The 26,277-nt window shown below is 66.0% G+C and carries 20 protein-coding genes; 14 read left to right on the forward strand and 6 right to left on the reverse strand.

Translation table 11 applies throughout. The features are described from left to right. Positions 1–27: 27 nt before the first annotated feature. Complete coding sequence (gene ppsA, locus ASD94_RS05885) at positions 28–2,418, reverse strand: phosphoenolpyruvate synthase (RefSeq protein ID WP_056639867.1); 2,391 nt, start codon at positions 2,416–2,418, stop codon at positions 28–30. Between the two features lie 263 nt (positions 2,419–2,681). Here ppsA and ASD94_RS05890 point away from each other — a divergent pair, with 263 nt between their 5' ends. Continuing rightward, complete coding sequence (locus ASD94_RS05890; protein ID WP_056639870.1) at positions 2,682–3,503, forward strand: pyruvate, water dikinase regulatory protein; 822 nt, start codon at positions 2,682–2,684, stop codon at positions 3,501–3,503. 41 nt (positions 3,504–3,544) lie between these two features. On the opposite strand, the gene ASD94_RS05895 is transcribed toward ASD94_RS05890, so the two are convergent. Further along, the gene (locus ASD94_RS05895) at positions 3,545–4,444 is read right to left on the reverse strand and encodes a LysR family transcriptional regulator (protein WP_056639873.1); all 900 of its coding nucleotides are present in this window, start codon (positions 4,442–4,444) and stop codon (positions 3,545–3,547) included. A 104-nt stretch (positions 4,445–4,548) separates the two neighbouring features. Here ASD94_RS05895 and ASD94_RS05900 point away from each other — a divergent pair, with 104 nt between their 5' ends. From ASD94_RS05900 to ASD94_RS05910, 3 genes are all read left to right on the forward strand, one after another. Next, positions 4,549–5,523: a tripartite tricarboxylate transporter substrate binding protein gene (locus ASD94_RS05900; RefSeq protein WP_056639876.1), complete on the forward strand. Its 975-nt coding sequence runs from the start codon at positions 4,549–4,551 to the stop codon at positions 5,521–5,523. Between the two features lie 44 nt (positions 5,524–5,567). Next, on the forward strand, positions 5,568–6,407 hold the full coding sequence (locus tag ASD94_RS05905; RefSeq protein ID WP_056639879.1) for a substrate-binding domain-containing protein: 840 nt from the start codon (positions 5,568–5,570) through the stop codon (positions 6,405–6,407). 150 nt (positions 6,408–6,557) lie between these two features. Beyond that, positions 6,558–7,619 (forward strand): porin, encoded by a 1,062-nt coding sequence (locus ASD94_RS05910; RefSeq protein ID WP_056639882.1) that lies wholly within the window; start codon positions 6,558–6,560, stop codon positions 7,617–7,619. Positions 7,620–7,753: 134 nt separating this feature from the next. On the opposite strand, the gene ahpF is transcribed toward ASD94_RS05910, so the two are convergent. Continuing rightward, positions 7,754–9,322 carry an alkyl hydroperoxide reductase subunit F gene (ahpF, locus tag ASD94_RS05915; RefSeq protein WP_056639885.1) on the reverse strand — a complete coding sequence of 523 codons (1,569 nt, stop codon included), beginning with the start codon at positions 9,320–9,322 and terminating at the stop codon, positions 7,754–7,756. Between the two features lie 159 nt (positions 9,323–9,481). Then, on the reverse strand, positions 9,482–10,057 hold the full coding sequence (gene ahpC / locus ASD94_RS05920) for an alkyl hydroperoxide reductase subunit C (RefSeq protein ID WP_056639888.1): 576 nt from the start codon (positions 10,055–10,057) through the stop codon (positions 9,482–9,484). Positions 10,058–10,343: 286 nt separating this feature from the next. On the opposite strand from ahpC, the gene bfr reads away from it, so the two are divergent. From bfr to ASD94_RS05945, 5 genes are all read left to right on the forward strand, one after another. Beyond that, positions 10,344–10,820: a bacterioferritin gene (bfr, locus tag ASD94_RS05925; RefSeq protein WP_056639890.1), complete on the forward strand. Its 477-nt coding sequence runs from the start codon at positions 10,344–10,346 to the stop codon at positions 10,818–10,820. A 416-nt stretch (positions 10,821–11,236) separates the two neighbouring features. Beyond that, a complete protein-coding gene (locus ASD94_RS05930; protein ID WP_056639894.1) occupies positions 11,237–11,554 on the forward strand; it encodes a hypothetical protein in 318 nt (105 codons plus the stop codon). Then, on the forward strand, positions 11,551–13,335 hold the full coding sequence (locus ASD94_RS05935) for a PepSY domain-containing protein (RefSeq protein WP_082576783.1): 1,785 nt from the start codon (positions 11,551–11,553) through the stop codon (positions 13,333–13,335). Before ASD94_RS05930 ends, ASD94_RS05935 begins: the two co-directional genes overlap by 4 nt. A 5-nt stretch (positions 13,336–13,340) precedes the next feature. Next, positions 13,341–13,673, forward strand: a complete 333-nt coding sequence (locus ASD94_RS05940) for a DUF3325 domain-containing protein (protein WP_056639897.1) — start codon at positions 13,341–13,343, stop codon at positions 13,671–13,673. A gap of 193 nt (positions 13,674–13,866) precedes the next feature. Further along, entirely contained in the window at positions 13,867–16,035 is a 2,169-nt protein-coding gene (locus tag ASD94_RS05945) for a TonB-dependent siderophore receptor (protein ID WP_156391359.1), read from the forward strand. Between the two features lie 222 nt (positions 16,036–16,257). Here ASD94_RS05945 and ASD94_RS05950 read toward each other — a convergent pair whose 3' ends face one another. Then, on the reverse strand, positions 16,258–16,854 hold the full coding sequence (locus tag ASD94_RS05950; RefSeq protein WP_056639900.1) for a hypothetical protein: 597 nt from the start codon (positions 16,852–16,854) through the stop codon (positions 16,258–16,260). Between the two features lie 91 nt (positions 16,855–16,945). Beyond that, complete coding sequence (locus ASD94_RS24210) at positions 16,946–18,577, reverse strand: methyl-accepting chemotaxis protein (protein ID WP_056639903.1); 1,632 nt, start codon at positions 18,575–18,577, stop codon at positions 16,946–16,948. A gap of 374 nt (positions 18,578–18,951) precedes the next feature. Between ASD94_RS24210 and ASD94_RS05960 the strand changes: the two genes are divergently transcribed. The 5 genes from ASD94_RS05960 to ASD94_RS05980 all read left to right on the forward strand — a co-directional run bounded on the left by ASD94_RS05960 (position 18,952) and on the right by ASD94_RS05980 (position 26,238). Then, entirely contained in the window at positions 18,952–20,178 is a 1,227-nt protein-coding gene (locus ASD94_RS05960) for a PepSY domain-containing protein (RefSeq protein ID WP_056639905.1), read from the forward strand. Further along, positions 20,175–20,453, forward strand: coding sequence for a hypothetical protein (locus tag ASD94_RS05965; RefSeq protein WP_056639909.1), 279 nt, complete (start codon positions 20,175–20,177; stop codon positions 20,451–20,453). Before ASD94_RS05960 ends, ASD94_RS05965 begins: the two co-directional genes overlap by 4 nt. Before the next feature lie 27 nt (positions 20,454–20,480). Continuing rightward, complete coding sequence (locus ASD94_RS05970; RefSeq protein WP_056639912.1) at positions 20,481–22,709, forward strand: TonB-dependent siderophore receptor; 2,229 nt, start codon at positions 20,481–20,483, stop codon at positions 22,707–22,709. Between the two features lie 349 nt (positions 22,710–23,058). Beyond that, the gene (locus tag ASD94_RS05975) at positions 23,059–23,799 is read left to right on the forward strand and encodes a hypothetical protein (protein ID WP_056639915.1); all 741 of its coding nucleotides are present in this window, start codon (positions 23,059–23,061) and stop codon (positions 23,797–23,799) included. A 309-nt stretch (positions 23,800–24,108) separates the two neighbouring features. Further along, positions 24,109–26,238, forward strand: a complete 2,130-nt coding sequence (locus ASD94_RS05980) for a TonB-dependent siderophore receptor (RefSeq protein ID WP_056639918.1) — start codon at positions 24,109–24,111, stop codon at positions 26,236–26,238. Positions 26,239–26,277: the final 39 nt, after the last annotated feature.

Genomic DNA, 26,277 nt, shown 5'->3' on the forward strand with positions numbered 1-26,277 from the left:
GGGGCACATGGCAGCCCGGTCGGTGCGTCAGCCTGCCAGTTGCTGCCAGGTGGCAATCACGCTGTCGGGGTTGAGCGAAATCGACGAGATGCCTTCCTTGGCCAGCCACTGCGCAAAGTCGGGGTGGTCGCTGGGGCCTTGGCCGCAGATGCCGATGTACTTGCCCTGGGCCAGACAGGCCTTGATGGCCTGGTGGATCAGTGCCTCCACAGCGGGATCGCGCTCGTCAAAGTCCTGCGCCAGCAGCTCCAGGCCCGAGTCGCGGTCCAGGCCCAGCGTGAGCTGGGTCAGGTCGTTGGAGCCGATGGAGAAGCCGTCGAAGAATTCCAGGAAGCGCTCGGCGAGGATGGCGTTGCTGGGCACCTCGCACATCATGATGACCTTGAGCTCGTCCTTGCCGCGCTGCAGCCCATGTGCAGCCAGCAGCTTGGTCACGCGCTCGGCCTGGCCCAGCGTGCGCACAAAGGGCACCATCACCTGCACGTTGGTCAGGCCCATGTCGTTGCGCACGCGCTTGAGCGCTTCGCACTCCATCGCAAAGGCTTCGCCGAAGTCCTCGCTGATGTAGCGCGCCGCGCCGCGGAAGCCCAGCATCGGGTTCTCTTCCTCGGGCTCGTAGCGGCTGCCGCCGATCAGCTTGCGGTATTCATTGGACTTGAAGTCCGACAGGCGCACGATGACGGGCTTGGGCCAGAAGGCGGCGGCAATGGTGGCCACGCCCTCGGCGACCTTGTCCACGTAGAACGCGCGGGGCGATGCATGGCCACGGGCCACCGATTCGACCGCCTTCTTCAGGTCGGCATCGATCTGGGGGTAGTCCAGGATGGCCTTGGGGTGCACACCAATGTTGTTGTTGATGATGAACTCCAGCCGCGCCAGACCCACGCCCTCATTGGGCAACTGGGCAAAGTCAAACGCCAGCTGGGGGTTGCCCACGTTCATCATGATCTTGGTCTTGATGGGGGGCATCGCGCCACGCTGCACTTCGGTGACTTCGGTCTCGAGCAGGCCGTCATAGATCTTGCCCGTGTCGCCCTCAGAGCAGCTCACCGTGACCAGCGTGCCGTCCTTCAGCCGCTCGGTCGCGTCGCCGCAGCCCACCACGGCCGGAATGCCCAGTTCACGCGCAATGATGGCGGCGTGGCAGGTGCGGCCGCCACGGTTGGTAACGATGGCGCTGGCGCGCTTCATCACGGGCTCCCAGTTGGGGTCGGTCATGTCGGTCACGAGCACATCGCCGGGCTGGACCTTGTCCATTTCGGAAATGTTGTGCACCAAGCGCACGGGGCCGGTGCCGATCTTCTGGCCAATCGCGCGGCCCTCGGCCAGCACGGTGCCGTGGCCCTTGAGCTTGTAGCGCAGCTCGGCCTGGCCCTTGGCCTGGCTCTTCACCGTCTCTGGGCGGGCTTGCAGGATGTAGAGCTGGCCGTCGGTGCCGTCCTTGCCCCACTCGATGTCCATGGGACGGCCGTAGTGCTGCTCGATCACCAGCGCGTAGCGGGCGAGTTGCTCCACATCGGCGTCGGTCAGCGAGTAGCGGTTGCGCTGCTCGGTAGGCACATCAATGGTCTTGACCAGCTTGCCGCTGGCGGCCTTTTCCTCAGGCGTGGAGAACACCATCTGGATCAGCTTGCTGCCCAGGTTGCGGCGGATCAGCGCCTTCTTGCCCGCCTGGAGCATGGGCTTGTGCACGTAGAACTCGTCGGGGTTCACGGCGCCCTGCACCACCGTCTCGCCCAGGCCGTAGCTGCTGGTGATGAACACCACGTCCTCAAAGCCGGATTCGGTGTCGATGGTGAACATCACACCCGCAGCGCCGAGGTCGGAGCGCACCATGCGCTGCACGCCAGCGGACAGAGCGACCACGTCGTGCTCGAAACCCTTGTGCACGCGGTAGGAGATGGCGCGGTCGTTGTACAGCGACGCGAACACTTCCTTCATCTTGTGCATGACTTCGTCGATGCCCACCACGTTCAGGAAGGTTTCCTGCTGGCCGGCAAAGGAGGCGTCGGGCAAGTCTTCGGCCGTGGCGGACGAGCGCACGGCAAACGAGGCAGCGGGGTTGCCAGCGCTCAGCTTGGCAAATTCGTCGGCAATGGCCTTTTGCAGATCCGTCGGGAAGGGCTGGGCCTCGACCATGGCGCGGATTTCCGCGCCGACCTGCGCGAGGGCACGCACGTCTTCGGTGTCCAGGCTCTTGAGCTTGGCGCTGATGCGGTCGGCCAGGCCGTCGTAGGCCAGAAATTCACGGAACGCGTGGGCGGTGGTGGCGAACCCGGTGGGCACGCGCACGCCTTGCGGCAGCTGGGAGATCATCTCGCCGAGGCTGGCGTTTTTACCGCCAACGGCCTCGACATCGGTCATTCTCAGGTTTTCAAACGGTACGACCAGGGCGGTCGGGCTGAAAAGTGCAGACATGGGAAAGCTCCAGAAGTTGAAACTGGGTCTGCGTGCCTGGCCCCGGCGGGCATCAGGCAGGCGGCCATGCACAGGCTGTAGCTTTGTCGTTGTGGTTGTAGGCCGACGCGGTGCATGGTGAGAATTGGATAATTGTGACAATTGTAGGCCCGCGCATCTGGCAACGGGCTGACGCTTTCACGCGACTGACGCAAAACGGGGAATCTCCACTTCTTTGTGGTGTCCACCCCGCTGGCGCAAGCCGTATCAAAAAAAGGGGCTACATGCACTCGCGCACTGTATTTTTTGTCTCCGACGGCACCGGCATCACCGCCGAAACCTTCGGCAATGCCATCCTGGCCCAGTTTGAGATGAAGCCGCGTCATGTGCGCCTGCCCTTCATCGACACGGTGGACAAGGCGCACCAGGCGGTGCGGCAGATCAACCACACCGGTGAGGTCGAGGGCAAAAAACCCATCGTCTTCACCACCCTGGTCAACATGGAGGTGCTCAAAGTGATCCAGGACGGCTGCAAGGGCATGCTGCTGGACATGTTCGGCACCTTTGTGCACCCCCTGGAGCAGGAGCTGGGCATCAAGTCCAACCACCGCATCGGCCGCTTCAGCGACGTGAGCCGCAGCAAGGAGTACACGGACCGCATCGAGGCCATCAATTTCAGCCTGGCGCACGACGACGGCCAGAGCAACCGCGACCTGGCCGGTGCCGATGTGATCCTGGTGGGCGTGAGCCGCAGCGGCAAGACCCCTACCAGCCTGTACCTGGCCATGCAGTGCGGCCTGAAAGCGGCCAATTACCCGCTGATCCCCGAAGACTTCGAGCGCCGCCAGCTCCCCCCCGCACTGGTGCCGTTTCGCAGCAAGATCTTCGGCCTGACCATCAGTCCCGACCGCCTGGCGGAGATCCGCGCCGAGCGCCGCCCCAACTCCAAATACGCCAGCATCGAAAACTGCCGGGCCGAGGTGGCCGAGGCCGAGGCCATGATGCGCCGCGCAGGCATTCGGTGGCTGTCCACCACCACCAAGTCCATCGAAGAGATTGCCACCACCATCCTGCAAGAGGTGCAGCCAGACCGGCTGGTGTATTGAGGTGATGCGGCCGCGCGCGGGCACTCCACCTTCGCGCCCCCTCACACCCCCACACGCAACTGCATCAGGCGCTGGCGCAAGGCCTCTGCGGCGGGACCTAGCACACGTTCGCGCCGCTGCAGCAACCCCAAGGTGCGCCAGAGGTCGGGCTCTATCAGCGGCACGCCGCAAACCTCGGGGTGCTCAGCCGGCAGGGCCAGTTGCGGCAGCACGGCCAGGCCCAGCCCGGCCTCCACCAGGGCCAGCGCACCGGCAACATGGTTGCACTCGTACCACGCCACGGGCTGCTCGGGCAGATCGGCCGTGGCCTGGTCCAGAAGCAGCCGATTGCTGCTGTCGCGCGAGACGGACACCAGGCGCTGCCCCGCCAGCTCCGCCCACGCCACCTCCTTGCGCCCGGCCCAGCGGTGCCCTCGCTGCATGGCCAGGACGTAGCGCTCGCGCATCAATGCCTCGAACCGCAGTGCCGACTCCTGGCTACCAGTAAAGCTCAGGCCGAAATCAGCGTCCCCCCGCAGCACCGCATCAAGCACCTGGCTGGCGCTTTCGTCGATGACGTGCACCTGCACCTCCGGCTGCGCCACCGCGAAGGCCCGCAGAACCCGGGGCAGCAGATGGCTCGCCACCGACGGAATGCAGGCAATGGCCACCCGTCCGCGGCGGAGATGGACCTGATCATTCACGCGCTGCACCGCCTCGTCCAGGCCCACCAGGGCCGCGCGCGCCTCATGCAAAAACTCCTGCCCCACGGCGGTCAGTTCCACGCTGCGGGTCGTGCGCTCCAGCAACCGCACCCCCAAAGCCGCCTCCAACCGCTCGACCCTGCGGCTGAGGGCCGGCGGCGACAGGCACAGGGCTTCGGCCGCCAGGCGAAAGCTCGCCTTCTCTGCAGTGACCACGAATGCCTGCAGTTCACCCAGATCGAATTTGATGCGCAGCATGCAATAGTCCTGTCATAAATTGCAATTCACAGATTATTGCGCGCTACCTAGACTGGCTTCCTTTCGCAAGGCCGACCGTGCATCGGCCACTTCTGGAACCCACCATGCAACGACGCTCCCTGATCGCGGCCGCCGCCCTGGCGACAAGCCTCCCCCTGATCCACACAGCCGCCCAGGCCCAGGACTTTCCTCCAAAGAAGCCCGTGACCCTGGTGGTCGGCTTTGCTGCGGGCGGTTCAGCAGACATCGCGGCGCGGTTGATCGCCAAGAAGCTGGGCGAGAACATCGGCCAGAGCGTGGTGGTGGACAACAAGCCCGGCGCGGGAGGCAACCTGGCCCACACCCAGGTCGCCACGGGCCCGTCGGACGGCTCGGTGCTGCTGTTCGGCTCCATTGGCCCGCTCAGCATCGCTCCCCATTTCATGAGCGTCCGCTACGACCCGCTGAAAGACCTGGCGCCCATCACCATGGGTGTGAGCTTCCCCAACGTGCTGGTGGTGCCCGCCAGCACCGGCATCAAGACCCTGGGTGAATTCGTGGCCAAGGCAAAGCGCGAGCCTGGCAAGTTCGACTTTGCGTCCACCGGCCCCGGTTCGGCAGCGCACCTGGCGGGTGAACTGCTCAACGACGTCGCCAAGATCGATACCGTGCACGTGCCCTACAAGGGCGGCGCCCCTGCGCTGCAGGATGTACTGGGAGGTCGTGTGACCGCGTTCTACGCAGCGCCCCCCACCGCCCTGCCCCACATCGAGTCGGGCAAGCTCATTCCATTGGCCACCACCGGACTGACGCGTCCCGCCTACCTGCCCAACGTACCCACGGTGGCAGAGACCTTCCCTGGATTCAACGCCACGAACTGGTACGCCTTTGTGGCGTCGGCCAAAACGCCCAAACCCTTGCTGGACCGCTGGAATGCCGAACTGGTGAAGGTGCTCAACACTCCCGAAGTGCGCGAAAGCCTGCTCAAGCATGGCCAGACCGCATCGCCCAGCACCCGCGACGAGTTGGGCAAATTCATTGCCTCCGAATACAGCAAGTGGGGCCGCATCATCCACGAGCGCAAGATCACCGCCGACTGACAAAGCAGCCCGCGACCCCAACTACAACAACCAGGAGACATGACATGCAACCCTTCAAGCCAGCCACTGTAAGCCCCCTCGGAATGCCCCGCCGCCGGGCGCTGAGCGCCCTGCTCGGCGCTGCGTTGAGCCTGGGCCTGGCACTGGGCGCGGCAGCGCCCTCCGCCGCGCAGGCGGCAGAAATCCGCGTCGTCACCTCGGGCGGTTTCTCCGCCGCCTACGACCAGCTGATTCCCCTGTACGAACAGGCCACCGGCCACAAGGTAGTCACCGCGCGGGGCGCGTCGATGGGCAAGGCACCCGACTCCATCCCCAGCCGCTTCGCCCGCGGCGAGCAGTTCGACATCGTCATCCTGGCCGATTCGGGGCTGGAGGCTTTGGTGGCGCAGGGCAAGGTGCAGCCAGGCAGCCGCGTGGACCTGGCCCGCTCCATGATCGGCATGAGCGTGCGCAAGGGCACGCCCAAGCCCGACATCAGCACGGTGGAGGCACTCAAACAGACCTTGCTGAATGCCAGATCGATCGCCTATTCCGCCAGCGCCAGCGGAACCTACCTCTCGGACGAACTGTTCCCGCGCCTGGGCGTGGCCGAGCAGATCAAGGGCAAGGCCACCAAGATTTTCAGCGAGCGCGTGGGCGCGGTGGTGTTGCGTGGCGACGCCGAGATCGGTTTCCAGCAGGTCAGCGAGCTGCTGCCTTTCAAGGAGCTGGAGTTCGTCGGACCGCTGCCGGATGAAGTCCAGCAGCGCGTTTTCTTCTCGGCTGGCGTGGCCGCAGGGGCAGAGAACCCCGACGCGGCGCGGCATCTGATCCGCTTCCTGGCGGCACCGGCGGCAGCACCCATCGTGCGCAGCACCGGAATGGAGCCTGCGGCCGCCCGCTGACGCTCAGCCGATAGATAGCGCGGCAGCCATCCTGGCGCCGCGCCAGGCGTCCGCTGCGGCGCCACCTTCCAAAAAGCAACCCACCCCACCGCACGCGGGCACTCCGTGCGGCGCACCGCTGTGCGCGCCACAACAACGACAAGGAGACCTATGAAACCCCAACATCTGGCATGGCTGGCCGCACTGGCCACGCCCGCACTGACCCTGGCGCAGGGCAGCACCACCCTGTATGGCATCGCCGATGCCGGCGTGCGCCACACCGCCGGCATGACCGCCGCCAACGCGCCCAGCGCCGCCTCTGCGACCAGCCTGGCCAGCGGCGTCAACAGCACCAGCCGCTTCGGCTTGCGGGGCCGGGAGGAACTGGGGGACGGCCTCTACGCGCTCTTCAACTTCGAAACCGGCCTGAACATCGACAGCGGCAGTACCGCCAACACCAAGTTTTTTGACCGCGCCGCCATCGTCGGCCTGGGCAGCGCCTGGGGCCAGGTGACGGCGGGCCGGCAGACCAATTTGCTGGCCGACGCCGTGAGCCCCGTTGACGCAGCGGGCATGCGCTTCGCGTCGTTCAACCCCAACATCGCCACGGCGGCCTTGAGCAGCCATGGCCTGGGCATTGAATATGGCACGGCAGGCTCGTCCAGCGGCTCTTACCGGCTGGACAACGCCCTCAAATACACGGGCCGGTTCGGTCCGGTCACCGCGCGCGCCATGTACAGCTTCGGAGAAAACGCCGGGAGCACCTCGGCCCAGTCCTCGGCAGGTGCGGGCTTGGCCTATGCCACAGGGGCCTGGGCCGCTTCGGGCGCCGTCCAGCGTTTCAAAACGGCAGACAACCTGTCACTGCAGGCCTTCACACTGGGCGCCGCCTACCAGCTGGGCAGCGTGCGCCTGGCCGCCAACACCGCGCGCAGCGAAGCCGACACATCCACCACGGCGCGCACGGAGCAGCGGGTGCAGTCAGGGGGTGTGACGTGGTCTGCCACGGGCCTGCTGGACATCACCGTCGCCGTGTACCGCCTGGACCGCCGGCGAACTGGCAAGCAGGAAGACGGCTACACCCGGGCCCTTCTGTTTGCCGAGTACAAGCTTTCACGCCGCACCAAACTGTATGCAGAGCTGGACCGCACCCAGTGGCGCGACGGCTTCCAGGGCACCGCCAACAAGGACCGCGCCACCGGTATCACCACCGGCGTGCTGCACACCTTCTGACCGGGCTCCAGACCCGGGCATTCAGAGCAAAAAAAGGAAAAACGGCAGGGCTGCTCTTCACAGCTCCGCCGCTTCTAATTTGATAGCTTGATAGGCTTATTGGATAAGCACTACCAGCCCATTTTCTCTAAAAATCACGCTGGCACACTGGTGCGTATCAGGTGATCGAACGCGCTCAGCGCGGCCGTGGAGCCCGCGCCTGCAGCAATCACGATCTGCTTGTAGGGCACCGTGGTGCAGTCGCCCGCGGCAAACACACCGGGTACGTTGGTGTGCCCCTTGGCATCGATCTCGATCTCGCCAAACTTGCTCAAGGCCACCGTGCCCTTGAGCCAGTCGGTGTTGGGCACCAGGCCGATCTGCACAAACACACCTTCCAGCGGCACCAGCTGCTCTTCGCCGGTCGCGCGGTCCTTGAATTTGAGGCCATTGACCTTGCCATCGGCGCCCGTGATCTCGGTGGTCTGCGCGTTGGTGTGGATGGTCACGTTGGGCAGGCTTTGGAGCTTTCTGACCAGCACGGCGTCAGCCTTGAGCTGGTCGGCAAATTCCACCAACGTGACGTGCGCCACGATACCTGCCAGGTCGATGGCGGCCTCGACACCCGAGTTGCCGCCGCCAATCACCGCCGTGCGCTTGCCCTTGAACAGCGGGCCGTCACAGTGCGGGCAGTAGGCCACGCCCTTGTTCTTGTACTCGGCTTCGCCGGGCACGTTGACGTTGCGCCAGCGCGCGCCGGTAGAAAGGATCACCGTCTTGGCCTTGAGCGTACCGCCATTGGCCAGCTGCACCTCGATCAGCCCGCCCGGCTGTGCGGCCGGAATCAGCTTGTCGGCGCGCTGCAGGTTCATGATGTCCACGTCGTAGGCACGTGTGTGGGCCTCCAGCGCGGCGGCAAACTTGGGGCCGTCGGTCTCGATCACCGAGATGTAGTTCTCGATGCCCAGCGTGTCATTGACCTGGCCGCCAAAGCGCTCGGCGGCCACGCCGGTGCGGATGCCCTTGCGGGCCGCATACACGGCGGCGGCGGCGCCTGCAGGGCCGCCACCGACGATGAGCACGTCGTACGGTGCCTTGGCACTGAGCTTGGCAGCTTCACGGGCGGCGGAGCCGGTGTCGAGCTTGGCCACGATCTCTTCAATCGTCATGCGGCCCGAGCCAAACACCTGCCCGTTCAGGAACACCATGGGTACGGCCATGATTTCACGGTCGGTCACTTCCTGCTGGAAGGCGCCGCCCTCGATCACGGTGGTCTTGATCTGGGGGTTGACGATGGCCATGAGCGACAGCGCCTGCACTACGTCGGGGCAGTTGTGGCAGGTCAGGCTCATGTAGACCTCGAAGTTGAAGTCACCTTCCAGCGCCTTGATCGAGTCGATCACGTCCTGCTCCACCTTGGGTGGGTGGCCGCCCGTCCACAGCAGGGCCAGCACCAGCGACGTGAACTCGTGGCCCAGGGGCAGGCCGGCAAAGCGCAGGCTGTTGGTGGCGCCTACGCGCTGCAGGCTGAAGGACGGCTTGCGCGCATCGTTGCCATCGGTGCGCAGGGTGATCTTGTCGCTGCGCAGCGCCTGGATGGTTGTCAGCAGTTCGCGCATGTCGCGTGCCGTCTCGCTGTCGTCCAGGGAGGCCACCAGCTCAAACGGCTGCTGTACGCGCTCGAGGTAAGCGGAAAGCTGGGTTTTGAGTTGTTCGTCGAGCATGGCGGTGTCCTTTGAATTTTGAGTGGTGTAGCGGGAAGGGTGACGGCAAGCAGCTGGTAGGTCCAGCCTGCAAGTCAACTTCCGGGCGTAAAAAAGCCGGACGGCATGGCGCACAGGCGCCACGACGCTGTCCGGCTTGGGAGGGCCGAATACGGAGGCTTAGATCTTGCCGACCAGGTCCAGCGAAGGCGTCAGGGTCTTGGCGCCTTCCTTCCACTTGGCGGGGCAGACCTGGCCAGGGTTGGCGGCGGTGAACTGGGCAGCCTTGAGCTTGCGCAGGGTTTCCGACACGTCACGGGCGATTTCGTTGGAGTGGATTTCCATCGTCTTGATCACGCCATCGGGGTTGATCACGAACGTGCCGCGCAGTGCCAGGCCTTCTTCAGGGATGTGCACGCCAAAAGCGTTCGTCAACTGGTGCGTTGGGTCGCCCACCAGAGGGAATTTGGCCTTGCCGACGGCGTCGGAGGTTTCGTGCCACACCTTGTGCGAGAAGTGGGTGTCGGTCGTCACGATGTAGACCTCGGCACCGGCCTTCTGGAATTCAGCGTAGTTGTCGGCAGCGTCTTCGATTTCGGTGGGGCAGTTGAAGGTGAAGGCTGCAGGCATGAAGATCAGCACGGACCACTTGCCCTTGAGGGACTGCTCGGTCACTTCGATGAATTCACCCTTGCCGTCACGATTGACGAAAGCGGTGGTCTTGAAGGGCTGAACTTGCGTATTGATCAGGGACATTGCTGTTTCCTTGGTGGTTGGTTAACTGAACAGGACTGAAGTTTAGGCATTTCTCACCCATCAATCCAATTAATTGATTGAATTTAATCAATTGTTTATTACTATACAACGACAATATCCACGGCCACGTCCAGCCGCCCCATGCAGAAGAGGGAACCCATGCGCGTGAACACGAATGCCTCTCAGCATCACACGCACCCCGCACGCGGTGACAGGGGCTTGCCTTGCGCGGCTTGATGTGGCTCACGACAATCAACGCCGAATCCACACACTACAAGGAGTCCCCATGAAAGGTGACGCACAGGTCATTGGCCATCTGCAGGCCCAGCTCAAGAACGAACTCACGGCCATCAACCAGTACTTTCTGCACTACCGCATGCTCAAGCACTGGGGCTTCGACAAGCTGGCCAAGAAGGAATATTCGGAGTCCATCGGCGAGATGAAGCATGCCGACTGGCTCATGGACCGCATCTTCACGCTCGACGGCCTGCCCAACCTGCAGGACCTGGCCAAGATCCAGGTGGGCGAAGACGTGCCGGAGATCCTGGCCTGCGACCTGCGCGCCGAACAAGGCGCCCAGGCCACCATCAAGGACGGCATTGCCCACTGCGAAAGCGTGCGGGACTATGTGTCGCGTGACCTGCTGCAAAAGATCCTGGACGACACCGAGGAGCACATCGACTTCCTCGAAACCCAGATCGACCTGATCGGCAAGGTGGGCCTGCCCAACTACCTGCAGTCCCAGATGGGCGACATCGAATAAACGGCTGCGGACCTCCCAACGGGCTTCGGCCCGTTTTTTTTTCGCCCCGCATCGGCAGGCCCGATCACACTCTGTTGCAACTGCACATCAACCTTCGCAATTTTTTCATTCTTTAATGCGAATGATTTGCAACCACATTAAAATACCGACCCATCATCTCCCGCCGCCTCGCGCGCACTGACATTTGTCTGTGCACGCAACAAGGGCAGGCGCTCAGCCCACCCCCACAGGGGGATGACTTCACCTGGAAGCCAGCCAGCCGGTGACCCATGTCACCTGCAACAGCCAGCGTTTGGTTTGTTTACCCATCCAACGACTGGAGCCCTGTCCATGCTGCGCCGCCCTGCCTGCCCCCGCCCTTTGGGAGTGCTGCCACACCCTGATTGCCAACGCGCTGCACCGACGGCGCTGCGGCCATGAAAACGGCACGCGTAGATGTGCGCTACCGCCTGGCCATTGCGTCGCGCGCCGTTGCGGCGGCGGCAGGTGGCTACGCGCTGGCAGCCAGCCTGGCTGGGGCACTGAGCCTCGCACTGGTGCCCGGCCTGCCACGGGTGGAGGCGGTGCTCACTGCCACCATGCTCGCATGGCTGGCCTATGCAGGGGCCGTGGCCTGGGCGTTTTATGCGCGCACCGCCTGGGGGGCCTGGGGCGGCACCGTATTGCCCGCGCTGGCACTGGGCGCTTATGCGACTGCGCCACAGTGGCTGGCATCGATGGGGAGCGCAGCATGACGACGCGCGCCCCCCGCACCTCGCACAGCGTTGAAAGCGCGGCATCCCCCCAGGCCTGCGCCGCTTCCAAGGACCGCGAAGGCTTTCGCCAGGCGATGGCCTGGGTGCACACCTGGGCCGGTCTGGTGCTGGGCTGGCTGCTGTTTGCCATCTTCCTCACCGGCACGCTGTCGTTCTTCAAAAGCGAGTTCACGCGCTGGATGCACCCCGAGTGGCATGGCCTGCAGAGCGCCGACCCGTTGGCGACCGACCACCAGGCGGCCGACAAGGCGCTGGCCGCCTTGCAACGCCAGGCCCCGAGCGTGACGCAATGGATCCTGCGCCTGCCCGATGCACGCGACCCCACCGTCACCGTACTCTGGCGCGACAAAGCCAACGGCCGCTTTGAGACCTTGCACATGAACCCGCAGACGGGCGAGGCCATCCCCGCTCGGGAGACCATGGGTGGCGACTTCTTCTACCGCTTTCACTTTGAACTGCGCACCGCCGCCAAAGGCCGCTGGGCGCTGGAGGGCCGCTGGGTGGTGGGCGCCGCCACGTTCATGATGTTGGTGGCGCTGCTCAGTGGCATCGTCACGCACCGGCGCTTCTTCAAGGACTTCTTCACCTTCCGCCCCGGCAAGGGCGGGCAGCGCGCCTGGCTGGATGCGCACAACGTCAGTGGCGTGCTGGTGTTGCCGTTCTATTTGATGATCACCTTCAGCGGGCTGATGATCTTTCACACGCTGTACCTGCCCTCGGGCATCGCCACCGCTTACCGGGGCGACAAGGGTGTGGATGCCAACGCCTACTTTGCCGACTTGCAGGGCGAAAAACCCGAACGCCGCGTGCGGCGCGGACCCAGCGAGCAGATAGACCCGCTTCCACCCATCGCGCTCCAGCCCATTCTGCAAGCCGCCACCACCCGATGGGAAGGCGGCCGCATTGGCGGCGTGCAGGCGCGGCGCGATGCCCAGGGTCGGGTGGTGGTCGAAGTGTCACGGCATGCCGGCGACCGTCTTCAGTACCGACCGCCCCGGTTGCTGTTTGATGGCACCACCGGCCAGTGGCTGGAGCAGGCCGACCCGGCCAGCCCCGCCGTCACCACCTATGGCGTGCTGTACGGCTTGCACATGGCGCGGTTTGCCGACATCGGCCTGCGCTGGGCGCTGTTCGCCTTTGGCCTGCTGGGCAGTCTGATGATCGCCACCGGCCTGGTGCTGTGGTCGGTCAAGCGCAGCGCCAAGTCACACCTGCAGGCCAGCCGCAAAGGGATTGTGGCCAGCAACACCGGCAAGGCGCCGTTTGGCGAACGCCTGGTGGCCGCCATCAACATCGCCACGCTGGCGGGACTGCCGCTGGCGTGCGGCGTGTACATCGCCTCCAACCGCCTGATCCCCCTCGGCATCGAAGGCCGGGCAGATGTGGAACTGGCCTGGTTCTTCAGCGCCTGGGGTTTTGCCCTGCTGTGGGCGCTGGCCAGTGCCGTGGTCCGGCCCAGCCGCATGGGCTGGTCGGTGCCGCTGGGCGCAGCGGGCCTGGTGTGGGCCCTGCTCCCGGCGATCAACGCCCTGACCACCCACACCCACCTGGGCATCACGCTGCCTGCGGGTGAATGGGTATGGGCCAGCATGGACCTGGCCTTCCTGGCCACCGGCGTGCTGCTGGGCTGGGTGTCATGGCGGCTGCTTCCGGGCCGTGCTCCCCGGGGCCGTGCCGCTGCCGCCAAGGTGGCACGTACCGCGCCTGCGGCAGCATTGCCCGCTGCTCCCGATGTTTCGGTCTCTACCTCGGGGACCTGAACACCATGTCCGCTTTTTTGCTGTGTTTTGCAGCCTGGTCGGCCATCGCGCTTGGCATGGACCGGCACCATGAAGACGCCACGGGCCACGAGGGCACGGCCCACCGCCTGCAACAGCTGCGCTGCGCCGGATGGCTGCTGCTGCTGTTCTCGCTCTGGCTCGCTGCCCGCCCCACGGGTGACGCACTGGCTTCGCTGGCAGTGACGGCGTGGACGGTGGCCCTGTCGATGGCCGCCGTGGCCGTGACCGCCGCCATGACCTGGCAGCCCCGACGCACCCCACTGCTGGCAGGGGTGGCCCTGGTGGCAGGCCTCGCGGCCAGGGCCGGGGGCTGGTGAGCGGATGAGGCCCTGCCTCATCCCCTGCAGGTGCGGGCGTTAAAGCCCCGCTCTTGCTGCGCCCTGTTCACTCTTCTTCGTTTTCTCTCCCCTCGCTCTGCGCCCCCCAAGCCAGTGGCCCGCACGGGCCCCGCCAGGCCCGGTGCCGTCGGAGCCAATGTCAACCGCGTTGCGCACACACCTAGGAAAAATCATGCACGCACCCCTCCGCCTTCGCCACCCCCAGACCCTGCACCCGCTGGCCGCCGCCGTCTTGGCCGCTTTCTGCGGCACGGCCCTGGCGCAAAACGCCCCGCCCGCCAAGCCCCCTCAGACGCTGAGCGAGGTCACAGTGCAATCCACCACCGGCGACGACGGCTACTCACCCGCCGCCAGCACCTCCGCCACCAAGGGCAGCGCCCCGCTGCGCGACGTGCCCCAGGCTGTGAACGTGGTGCCCGAGCAGCTCATGCGCGACCAGGGCGCGCGCTCGATGGAGGACGTGCTGCGCAACGTGCCCGGCGTGGCCATGAGCCACGGCGACGGCCAGCGCGACCAAGTGGTGATCCGCGGCTTTACCGCCATCGCCGACCAGTTTGTGGACGGCGTGCGCGACGATGCGCTGTATTTCCGCGACCTGGCCGACATCGAGCGCGTGGAAGTGCTCAAGGGCCCGGCCGCCGTGCTGTACGGGCGCGGCTCCTCGGGCGGGCTCATCAACCGCGTGACCAAGAAACCAAAGTTCGGCGAGACGTCGGGCGAGGCCAGCCTGGGCCTGGGCAGCTTTGACTACCGCCGCGCCACGGCCGACGTGAATGTGGGCATCAGCGAGACCGCGGCCCTCCGCATCAATGCCGCCGTGGAAGACTCGGGCAGCTACCGCGACCAGCAGTTCGTCAAGCGCCACAACTTCGCGCCCTCGCTGGCCCTCAAGCTCGCCGCGCAGACCGACCTGTTGCTGCAGTACACCAACGCACGCGACAAGCGCCTGACAGACTTCGGTATCCCGGCCCTGAACGGCCGCCCGGTGAACGTGCCCGCTAGCACCTACTACGGCTCCAGCAACGCCGCGCAGGACGACACCACCACCAGCACCATGCAATCGCTGGCGGCCACGCTCAACCATCGCTTCAACGACGACTGGTCGGTGCGCAATGTGACGCGCGCCTATGACTACGCCCTGGACCGCTACAACACCCTGCCCGGCGGCACCACCAACCCGGTGAACCTGACCGTGGGCCGCACGCGCTCGTTCATCCTGCGCGACGAGAGCGGCATCTTCAACCAGACCGACGTGACCTGGCGCAACCAGCTGGGCGGCCTGAAGCAGGAATGGCTCATGGGCATGGAACTGGGCCAGCAGAAGAAGCGCGCGGAATCCGTCTCGGGCGGTGCAGACCGCGTCTCCATCTTCAACCCCGCTGGCGTGGCCGCGCCAGTGATTCCGGCCGCCAGCTACACCGCCGACAGCGCCATCCCCAGCCACACCACGCAGGACACCGCCGCGCTGTACTGGCAGGACCAGATCACGCTGGCGCCCCAGTGGAAGGCGCTGGTGGGTGCGCGCTATGACGTGTTCAAGCAGCAGACCGAGTTTGACCGCAAGCTCTCCGCGTTGTCGCGCACCGACAAGAAGTTCAGCCCCCGCGCAGGCCTGGTGTGGCAGCCCAGCGATACCGTGTCGTACTACGTGTCGTACAGCAAGTCGTTCCAGCCCTCGGCAGAGACCTTTGCGCTGGCCGCCAACAACACCGCCAACGAGCCCGAGATCACGCAGAACAAGGAAATCGGCGTGAAGCTCGACCTGCTGGACGGCCGCCTGAATGTGACCGGCGCGCTGTTCAACCTGGAGCGCACCAACATCAAGAACACCGACCCCAGCAACCCGTCGCGCCAGATCAACGTGGGCACGCAGCGCACCAACGGGTTCGAGCTGGCCGCGAATGGCCGCCTGCCTGGCCGCTGGGACGTGAGCGCGGGCTATGCCTGGCTGGACGGACGCATGACGAAGTCGCTGGCCACCACGGGCTCGCTGCAGATGCCCACGGCCGCCGTCCCCGCGCAGGGCAAGGTCGCCGCGCTCACACCGCGCAACTCCGCCTTCCTGTGGGCCATGAAAGACCTGGGCCACGGCCTGCGCGTGGGCGGCGGCGTGAACTATGTCGGTGCTCGCTTCACCTCGCTCACCAACCTGGTGACCCTGCCCGGCTACACCACGCTCGACGCAGCGCTGCAGTACACGCTGGGCCAGTGGGATGTGGACGTGAACATCAAGAACCTGGCCAACCGCAAGTATTACGTGTCGGCCCACGGCAGCAACGACAACCTGATCCTGCCCGGCTCGCCGCGTGCGCTGCAGGTGACGCTGCGCACGCGCTTCTGACCCATGCGATGACCACCTGGGCCTCCGCGAACTCCTGAGACCCACGGAGCACAAAAGATGCATTCAACTTGGCGCTGGTGCTCGTAATTCATGCACCAGCAGCTATTTAATTCATAGCAAAACCAAGTATTGACGGAGCCGATGAATGCATCAGCGGGACAAGGTATCGGGTCCGTGCCAGCGACGGCGGCTGTGCGCGGTCCTGCTTCCGTCCAATACCTTTCATTCCATGGCCCAGGTGCCGTCGAAAAGCTCCGCCCTCAGCCCGAGCTCAATGATCTGCGCTATCAAGGTACGCACCGATTCTCTGGCCCGGTCGCGTTCGGGGTCAAACTGTTGCGAAGGCACCAAGGGGCAGTGGGCGTAGCCACCACGACCCCACAAACCGCGCCAGCGGGCCATGTTGGTGGCCTCCAGCGACACTGCATTCAAAGACTCCACGTAGAGGTATCCCGTGGCCACGAGCTGCTGAATGCTGTGGCGCTCGGTCGCGCTTCGGGTGGTGATCTGCTCGCTGTGCAGCGCCACCATCGCCATCCCGAGCAGTCGCGTCAACGACGCCGAGGTCTGCACGGCCAGATCCACCAGTCTGTGAACCTCGTCGCAGGCACCGGCGGCATGCCAATCCCCTGCGACGTCCCTTTCGACCGAAACGATGACCAGGGCGCCGGACATGGCTGTCAGCATGTGGGATGCCAATGCAAACAGGTTCACGATGCCCAGCGCACCCTTGCGCTGCTCAGGGCTTTGAACTGCGGGCAAGTCATCGAACCGCCGCGCCATCAGTTGTTGGATGAGCTTTGTGGACTCTTCGGTCATCGCCCACTCCCCAGGAGTCCGGTATGCGTCTGGTCTGCACCACGGCGGATTGCCATATCAGCGCATGTACTGCCAGGACACGCGACACCGATCACGCTGCGTAGCCCAGCTGGAGCCGCTGAGGGACGGCTCCGAGCGCAGCGCCCGCGCCCGCGAGGCCATCCAGCTTGAAGATCTGCACCGCCTGGCTCAGTTGCCTGGCCTGCATGTCCAAGCTCTGGGCTGCGGCTGCACTCTCTTCGACCAGCGCGGCGTTCTGCTGCGTGACCTGGTCCATCTGGTTCACCGCCTGACCGATCTGCGCCACGCCAGAGCTTTGCTCTGCACTGGCAGAGCTGATCTCTCCCACGATTTCGGTCACGCGCTTGATGGCCCCCACCACCTCTTCCATGGTCTGGCCCGCCTGATCCACAAGCTGGGAGCCCACGGTCACTTTCTCCACGCTGTCGCTGATCAGCGCCTTGATCTCCTTGGCGGCAGACGCACTGCGCTCAGCAAGGTTGCGCACCTCGGTAGCGACCACGGCAAACCCACGTCCCTGCTCGCCAGCGCGGGCCGCCTCGACCGCGGCATTCAAGGCCAGGATGTTGGTCTGGAAGGCAATGCCGTCAATCACACCGATGATGTCGGAGATCTTGCGCGAACTGTCGTTGATACCCTTCATGGTGTCGACCACGCGAGAGACTGCATCGCCCCCCTGGGTGGCCACCGTGGACGCGCTGATGGCCAGCCGGTCCGCCACCTTGGCGCTTTCTGCGTTGTTGCGAACCGTGGTGCTGAACTGCTCCATGGTGGCGGCGGTCTGCTGCAGGGCGCTGGCCTGCTCTTCGGTGCGCTGGCTCAGATCCACATTGCCGCGTGCAATCTCCGAGGTGCCGATGGCAATGGAATCCGATGCACCACGCACCTTCGCAACGATGTCGGCGAGATTCTGTTGCATCACGCTCAGCGAGGCCAGGACACTCCCCTGGGCCGCACGGTCTGCACCCGGAACCGATGACAGATCGCCATTGGCCACACGCTGCGCGGCTTCGCTCAGCGCACCAGGCTCGGCCCCCAGTGCCCGTGCCACGCTGCGTGTGATGAAGAAACCAGAGAGCAGTGCCACCACGGTCGCAAGCAACGCAAGCACCACCAGACGGGTCCGCTGGGCCACCATTTCAGCCTCGGATTCTTTGACCAGGTCCTGGGCCCGGGCGTCCGTGACGAGCTGGTACTCACGGGTCTTGGCGATCAGGGCAGCCAGCAGCGGACGGCATTCGCCGTTGATCCTCGCAATCGCCTCATCACGCTGCCCCTTCAGCGCCAGCTCCACGATCTGCAATGCCACCGGGCCGTAGGACTGCTCGATTCGATCGATGTCGTCCACCAGCGCCTTGATGTTGGCAGGCACGTGGCCAGCAGCCACCATGTCCTTGAGCCGCGCCAATCGTTCCTGCACATCGGCATGGGCACCGGCCACCGCCAGTTTCTCGGTGGCGCGATCGGCGTCGTTGGTGGCCAGCACGAGATTTCTGGCGGCAACTGCCCTGCGGTTGACCGACGCCTGGACCTCCTGCGCCATGTGGGCCCGGGCATTGATGCCGGTGACGAAGTCGTGAAACTGCTCTTTCTCCTGCGTCATGTCATGGATGGAGGTCCCCGCCACCAGCAGGATCAAGACAACCATGAGCCCAAAGGCCAGGCTCAGTTTGGTACGGACAGTCATGCGTTGGCGGGTCATGGAATCACATCGAAGTTTTGCTGAAAATCAAATTTTTTACGAATTTATCATTTTTGTCAAATTCATTTTCATCATTTACAAATACAGCGAAAGATGCCGTTGTGCATTCCCTACAACACAAAACAATGCAAAACTAAATCATTCTCATTTGCGATGTAAAATTAGGTTTCCGCGAGCCACTGCCTCTTCTTCGGCAGCAGCCAGCACCCACCGTCCTCAGATGTTTTCGGGTTGCCTGGCTTGAACCATTCTTTTTCCCCTGTCCGTAAAACCGCTTCCAAGCCGTGGCGGCCCCGCGTGCTTGCGGCAGCCGGGGCACACCGCAACGCCAACGCCGCACGCCAGCGGGACTCCTCCGACAGTCCCTCCACGCCATGCTGAGCCCCGCCGCCCTGCGCCGCTGGAGCTGGACCCACAAGTGGTCCAGCTTGGTGTGCACCGTCTTCATGCTGCTGCTGTGCCTTACCGGCCTGCCGCTGATCTTTCACCACGAAATTGGCCACCTGCTGGGCACCGAGGTGGAGGCACCCGCCATGCCCGCCAGCACGCCCCGCGCGAGCCTGGACCAGGTGCTGGCCACGGCAAAGGCACTGCACCCCGAGCGCGTGGTGCAGTTCGCGTCACACGCCGAGGACGATGACAACGTCTGGTTCGTCACGCTCACGCCCACCCCGGCACCCACGGACGATTTCAAGTCGGTGGCCGTGGATGCACGCACCGCCAAGGTGCTGGCGCAGCCGCGCTTTGACGAGGGCTTCATGTATGTGATGTTCAAGCTGCACGTGGACCTGTTCGCCGGGTTGCCGGGCAAGCTGTTTCTGGGGTTCATGGGCCTGCTGCTGCTGGTGGCCATCGTCACCGGCGTGGTGCTGTATGCGCCGTTCATGCGCAAGCTGGCGTTTGGCGAGGTGCGGCGCGACCGCTCCAGGCGCGTGAAATGGCTCGATCTGCACAACCTGCTGGGCATCGTCACGCTGGTGTGGGCGCTGGTGGTCGGCGGCACAGGCATGATCAACACGTGGGCGGACCTGCTCATCAAATACTGGCAGTACGACCAGCTGTCCGTGCTGCTCAAGCCCTATGCAGGACAGCCCATCGTGCCCGCAGCCGAGCGCGGCCCGCTGCAGCAGGCGCTGGAGGCGGCGCAGGCCCAGGCGCCGGGCACCAAGCTGTCGTTCATTGCGTTTCCGGGCACGGCGTTCTCCAGCCCGCACCACAACACGTTCTTCATGCGCGGCAACGAGCCGCTCACATCCAAGCTGCTCAAGCCCGTGCTGGTGGATGCGCGCACGGCCGAGGTCACCGCCTCGCCCCGGCTGCCGTGGTACCTGACGGCCTTGCTGGTGTCGCAGCCGCTGCACTTTGGCGACTACGGCGGCATGCCGATGAAGCTCCTCTGGGCGCTGCTCGACCTGGCCACCATCGTGGTGCTGGGCAGCGGGCTGTACCTGTGGCTGCGCAAGGGCGTGCAGGCGGGCAGCGGCACCAACAACAACCCCGGCACCGTCTCGGCCCCACCGTTGCCAGGCCCCGCCGGTCGGCCCGCAAACGCCGCTGCACGCGCCAGCAGCCCGCTGCGCCGCACGGAGGGCCGCGCATGAAGCCGAGCCCGTTTTGGTCGCTGTGGGGATGGCCCCTCGTGATGGCCGTGCTCACCACCACCGGCCTGGCCACCGCCCTCGTGTCCGACACCTGGGGCGACTGGTGGTCGTGGGTAGGCCTGGGTGTTCCGGTCGCGGTGATGGGCTGGTTTGCCTGGCCACGCACAGCCTCTGCAGCCCCTGCCCCGCACACCCAGGTCGGCACGCCGACCCCCACTTCTGGCACCTCCCACGACGGCGGCCAGGGCGCCCCAGCGCGCTCCACGCCACGCTGAGAACCCAACACACCCTCCTTTCACACCATGCGTCACGCTCCTTCCTGCACCACGTTCCCCCGCTTTGCCCACACCCCTGCCGCCCTCGCGGCCGCCGTGCTGTTCAGCCTCGCAGTGCCTGCCTGGGCGCAGGCCACCACCACCGGCCCGGTGGCAGAAGGCCAGACGCTGTCCACCGTCACGGTCAACGCCAGCGCCGACGCCTCGGCCCAGGGCCTGTCGCCCGCCTATGCCGGCGGCCAGGTGGCACGCGGCGCCCGTGCGGGCCTGCTGGGCACCAAGGACGCGATGGACACGCCGTTTTCCGCCACCAGCTACACCAATGAACTGATTCAGGACCGCCACGCCCGCAGCGTGGGTGACGTGCTGCAGAACGACCCCACCGTGCGTGTCGCCCGGGGCTTTGGCAACTTTCAGGAGGCTTATTTCATCCGGGGCTTCATCCTGGATTCGGACGACACCGCCTACAACGGCCTGTACAGCCTGCTGCCCCGCCAGTACATCGCCACCGAACTGTTCGAACGCGTGGAGGTGCTGCGTGGCGCCTCGGCCTTTTTGAACGGCGCGAGCCCGAGCGGCGGCGGCATCGGCGGCAGCATCAACCTGCTGCCCAAACGCGCACCCAACGAGCCCCTGAACCGCGTGGGCTTTGGCGTGGCCAGTGGCGGACAGACGCAGGTCTCGGCCGACATCGCGCGCCGCTTCGGGCCCGATGGCAATACCGGCATCCGCGTGAATGCGGCCTCGCACAACGGCGGCACGGCGGTGGACGATGAAGACGTGCGGCTGGGCCTGGTGGCAGTGGGACTGGACTGGCGCAGCCGCGACGTGCGCCTGTCGGGCGACATCGGCTGGCAAGAGCACAAGCTCAAGAACACGCGCACCAACGTGACCCTGGGCGGTGCGGTGACCGCCGTGCCCAGCGCCCCTGACAACCAGACCAACTTCGCCCAGCCCTGGAGCTACTCGAACGAGCGCGACACCTTTGGCACGCTGCGCGGCGAGTGGGACATCACGCCCGACATCACAGGCTGGGCCGCCGCTGGCGCGCGCCGCAGCTCGGAAGCCAATTCGCTGGCCAACCTCACGTTGACCGACGGCGTCACCGGTGCGGGCACCACCTACCGCTTCGACAACACCCGCAAGGACAGCGTGAACACCGGCGAGCTGGGCCTGCGCGGCAAGCTGCAGGCCGGCGGTGTTGGCCACGAATGGGTGGCGGTGGCTTCGCACTTCAGTTCTGACAAGAAGAACGCGTATGCGATGGACTTCGCCAACACGCAGGCCACCAACCTCTACCACCCCGTGGACACGGCCTTGCCGGCCCTGAGCGCAGGGGCCTTCCGGGGGGGCGACCTGGCCGACCCGCGCCGCACCGGCAGCACGCGCCTGACCAGCTTTGCGCTGGGCGACACCCTGGCCTTGCTGGACAAGCGCCTGCTGCTCACCGCAGGCCTGCGCCACCAGACCTTGGAGATCGCCAACTACGCCTACGGCACGGCCGTGCAGACAGACCGCTACGACCAGAGCCGCACCAGCCCGCTGCTGGCCGCCGTTTACAAGGTGGACCAAGGCTTGTCGGTGTACGCCAACTACGTGGAGGGCCTGAGCCAGGGCCAGACCGCGCCTAGCACGGCGACCAACCGGGGCGAGATGCTCGCGCCTTATGTCTCCAAGCAAAAGGAAGTGGGCGTGAAGTTTGACGCCGGCCGTGTGGGCGGCAGCATCGCGCTGTTCTCCACCACCAAGCCGCGCGCTTTCTTGAACGCCGCCAACCTCTTCAGCACCAGCGGCAAGGACCGCCACCAGGGCGTGGAGCTGGCCCTGCAGGGTGAGGCCACCAAGGGCCTGCGCGTGCTGGGCGGGCTGACCTGGCTCGATGCCAAGCAGCTGAGCACCGGCTCTGCCACCACCGACGGCCAGCGCGTCATCGGCGTGCCCAAGCTGCAGGCCAACCTGGGTGCCGAATGGGACGTGCCCGGTGCACCCGGCTTGGCCGTGGACGGCCGCTGGGTGCACACCGGCGCCAGCTACGCCAACGCCACCAACACGCTGCAAGTACCCGGCTGGAACCGCCTGGACGTGGGCGCCCGCTACCTCACCGAAGTGCAAGGCAAACTCGTCACGCTGCGTGCGCGCATCGACAACCTGACCAACCGCAACTACTGGGCGTCGGTGGGCGGCTACCCCGGCCAGGGCTACCTGGTGGTGGGCGCACCGCGCACCTTGTCGCTGAGTGTGAGCGTGGATTTCTAAGGCCTGAAGCGCCTTCGCTCGAATCGAGCGGAAAGTGTGCGCTGCACGAGCGATGGGTTGCAATGGCGGCCCGAGCGCAGCCACGGCCGTGGCGATCGTGCAAAGGCCCTCTGACGCGGCATGACCGCACGGGCCGCGCCCACCGCGCCGCCCCTGGCCTGATCCGGCCTGTCCCAGCGCGTACCCCACGCCTGGCGCAACACGGCACAGGCCGTAAAGCCACCGGGCGCTGATCCATTCAGCGTTGGCAGCTATCAATCAATGAGCACCCGCCCCCTGCGCAGCACGGGGCGTGGCGCAGCGCACCCCTTGTTTTTTGATGTTGTTAACCACTGAAAGGAAATCGTCCATGTCCTCCCAACCCACGCGCCAGGCCCCGCTGTTGGCCGCACTGCTGGCCTGCGCCGCCCTCACTGCGGCGAACAGCGCCCACGCCCACCAGGTCTGGCTTGAAAACGCCGGGGGCCAGGCGCGCCTGCACTTTGGCGAATTCAACGAAAACCTGCGCGAAACCTCGCCCGGTCGGCTCGACCAGTTCAAGGGCGTGCCCCTACTGGAACAGCAACGCCCGGGCGCCACTGCCCAGCGTGTGGAGGGCCAACTGGGCAAGGACGCCTTTGTGTACGCCACCACCGGTGCCCCCGGCACCTTGCTGGCAGTGGCCGCCTACCCGCTGATCGACCGCAGCAAACGCAGCCTGCCTGCGATGTTCTGGCAGCCCTCGGCCCGCTGGGTGGCCGGCCTGACGCACGCCGTGGCGCCCACTGCCCCGCTGGACCTCGTGCCCACCGGTAAGCCCGGCGAGCTGAAAGCGATCTACAAGGGCGCACCGTTGCCCAAGGCCAAAGTGCAACTGGCGGCGCCCTCGGGCTGGACGCGCGAGGCCGAGACCGGTGAAGACGGCACCGTGCGCTTTGTCACCCCGTGGAAGGGCCAGTACGTGGCCGAAGTGAAGCACAGCGACAAGACCGAAGGCGCCACGGCCCAAGGCGAGAAGTACGGCGAAGCCAGCTACGTGACCACGCTGACGTTTGTGCAGGCCGACGGCATGGCGTCGCCCGCCCTGCCCGAGCCCCCCAAAGGCCATTGAGGCCAGGCCCACCCTCGCCCCACCCCGGCGCGGCGCACAGCACCTGCCCAGGGCGTTGCCCACGCTGGCGTGGCGTGGCGCGAACGCAGGGCCGTTCCGCTCGGTCGTACCGAAGGCGCGCTGGCGCTGTGTAGTCGTGCGGCCCCCTGCCAAAGGGTCGAAGCGAAACCAGGGCATGCCGTGCGAGCGCCAGCCCGCAAGCGCTAGCACAAAGGCGCTAGGCAACAGCCCCCCGCGGCTTGATTTCAAAGCAAATCGCCTTCTAGCGCCTGATTCATATACCTCCATAGCTACCAAATACATAGCATCATGATCCACCCCAACTTCCTGCGCACCGCCGTGGCCCAGGCCGTGCTGTTCACCGCCTGGGGCTCGGCCCTGGCACAAACCAGTGAGGCGCCGGTTGCCGCCGACGCGTCCCCCTCCGCACCTTCCTTGCGCCAGGTCGATGTGGTGGACTCCACCGCAGGCGCAGCGGCCACCCCCGCGCGGCGCGCCCAGAGCAGTTCGCGCCTGGGCCTGTCGGTGCTGGAGACACCCCGCGCCGTGAGCGTGATCGACGGCGCGCTGCTGGAGCAGCAGATGGCGACCACCGAGCGCGACGTGCTGCGCAACGCCTCCGGCGTCTCGTCGCGCAGCGAGTACTACGGCTCGTACTCGCAGTTCGCCATCCGCGGGCTGTGGGCCAACAACACCTTCAACTTTCTGCGCGACGGCGCCAAGTTCGTCCACCTGCTGGACCCACCGCTGTTCAACATCGAACGTGTCGAGGTCATCAAGGGCCCTGCCGCGCTGGAGTTCGGCCAGGTGGCGCCGGGCGGCCTGGTCAACTACGTGAGCAAGCGGCCCCAGGCCGAGGCGCTGCGCAACGTGAAGGTCGGCGCGGGCAGCGACGGTTGGCGCCATGCTGAGTTCGACCTGACCGGCCCGCTCAACGCCGACGGCACGCTGCGCTACCGGCTCGACGGCAGTGCCAGCCGGGGCGGCAGCTTTGTGGACGGCAACACCCCGCGCAAGCAGGGCATCGCGGGCAGCCTGGAATGGCAGGTCACGCCCGACACCCTCTGGCGCGCGCAGGCCGAGTACCAGGGCATCGAAGGCACCTCCACCGTGGGCCTGGCCGTGCCCGACCCCAAGAACCCGCGCAGCGCCGACGCGCTGCCCGTGGGCACCTTCTACGGTGAGCCATGGCTGACCACCGACGGCCGCATGCGCTTTTACTCCACCGAGCTGCAGCACCGCTTCACCGACGCGCTGCAGGGCCGCGTGCACCTGTCGCGCAACGAGACCGACCGCAACGTGAACCTGCCCTCCCCCATCGGCCCCGTCACCAACGGCCGCGTGGCGCGCGGCTACTGGCTCGCGCCCGGGCAGGAATACACCTCCGACACCGCGCTGGCCGAACTGCGCGCGCAGGTACAGACCGGCCCGGTGCGGCACACCCTGCTGGCCGGCCTGGACTGGCGCACCATCCAAGGGGTCTACGGTGCGCGCGCCACCGGCAACTTGGGTGCGGTCGACCTCTACAACCCGGTCACCGGCCTGGTGCCGCCCGCCGCCTCCACCGGCGTGGCCCGGCTGTCCTCGGACACGCGCAACACGGGTGTGTACGTGCAGGACCGCCTGGTGCTGGGCGACTTCGGCCTGTTGCTGGGCCTGCGGCATGACCGCTTCAAGGACGCCTACACCACGCCCGTCACCGACCTGAGCAAGACCCAGCCCAGCGCCGCACTCAGCTGGGAGCCGCGCCCCGGCAGCATGCTGTACGCCAGCCACGCGCGCTCGTTCCAGGCCAACACCGGCACGCTGCTGTGGGGCGACCGCGCCGCGCCGCCGTCCGAGGGCAAGCAGTTTGAAGTGGGCTGGAAGCAGGAATGGCTGGACAAACGCCTGATGACCACTGTGTCCGCCTTCGACCTGGAGCTGACCAACGCGCCCGCCACCGACCCGCAGCACGCGGGCTACTCGGTGCTGACCGCGCGCCAGCGCATCAAGGGCGTGGAGCTGGAGCTGCAGGGCCGTATCACCCCCCGCTGGACGGTGACGGCGCAGGCCAGCTTCCACGACCCCAAGGTGCTCGCCGACACCGCCGCCGGCGCGAACGTGGGCAACCGCGTCGCGCTGGCCACGCGCCGCACCGCATCGCTGTGGACGCAGTACCGCCTGCCCCAGCTGCCCGGCCTGTGGATCGGCGGCGGCCTGGTGCACCAGGGCGACAAGTTCACCGCCAACGACAACCAATGGCGCCTGCCGGGCTACACGGTCGTCGACCTGGCCATGGGCTATCAGTTCGCGGGCGGCATGCGCTTGCAGGCCAACCTGAAGAACGCCGGCAACCGCCGCTACTACCTGGACGCCACCACCACCGCTGCCGGCTTCGGCGCGGTGGTGCCCGGTCAGCCACGCACGGTGCAGGTATCGCTGGACTACACGTTCTGACCGCCGCCCGCCATCCGCCACCAGGCCGGGCCCCGGGCA

Source organism: Acidovorax sp. Root70, assembly GCF_001428225.1.
Classification (GTDB): domain Bacteria; phylum Pseudomonadota; class Gammaproteobacteria; order Burkholderiales; family Burkholderiaceae_C; genus Acidovorax.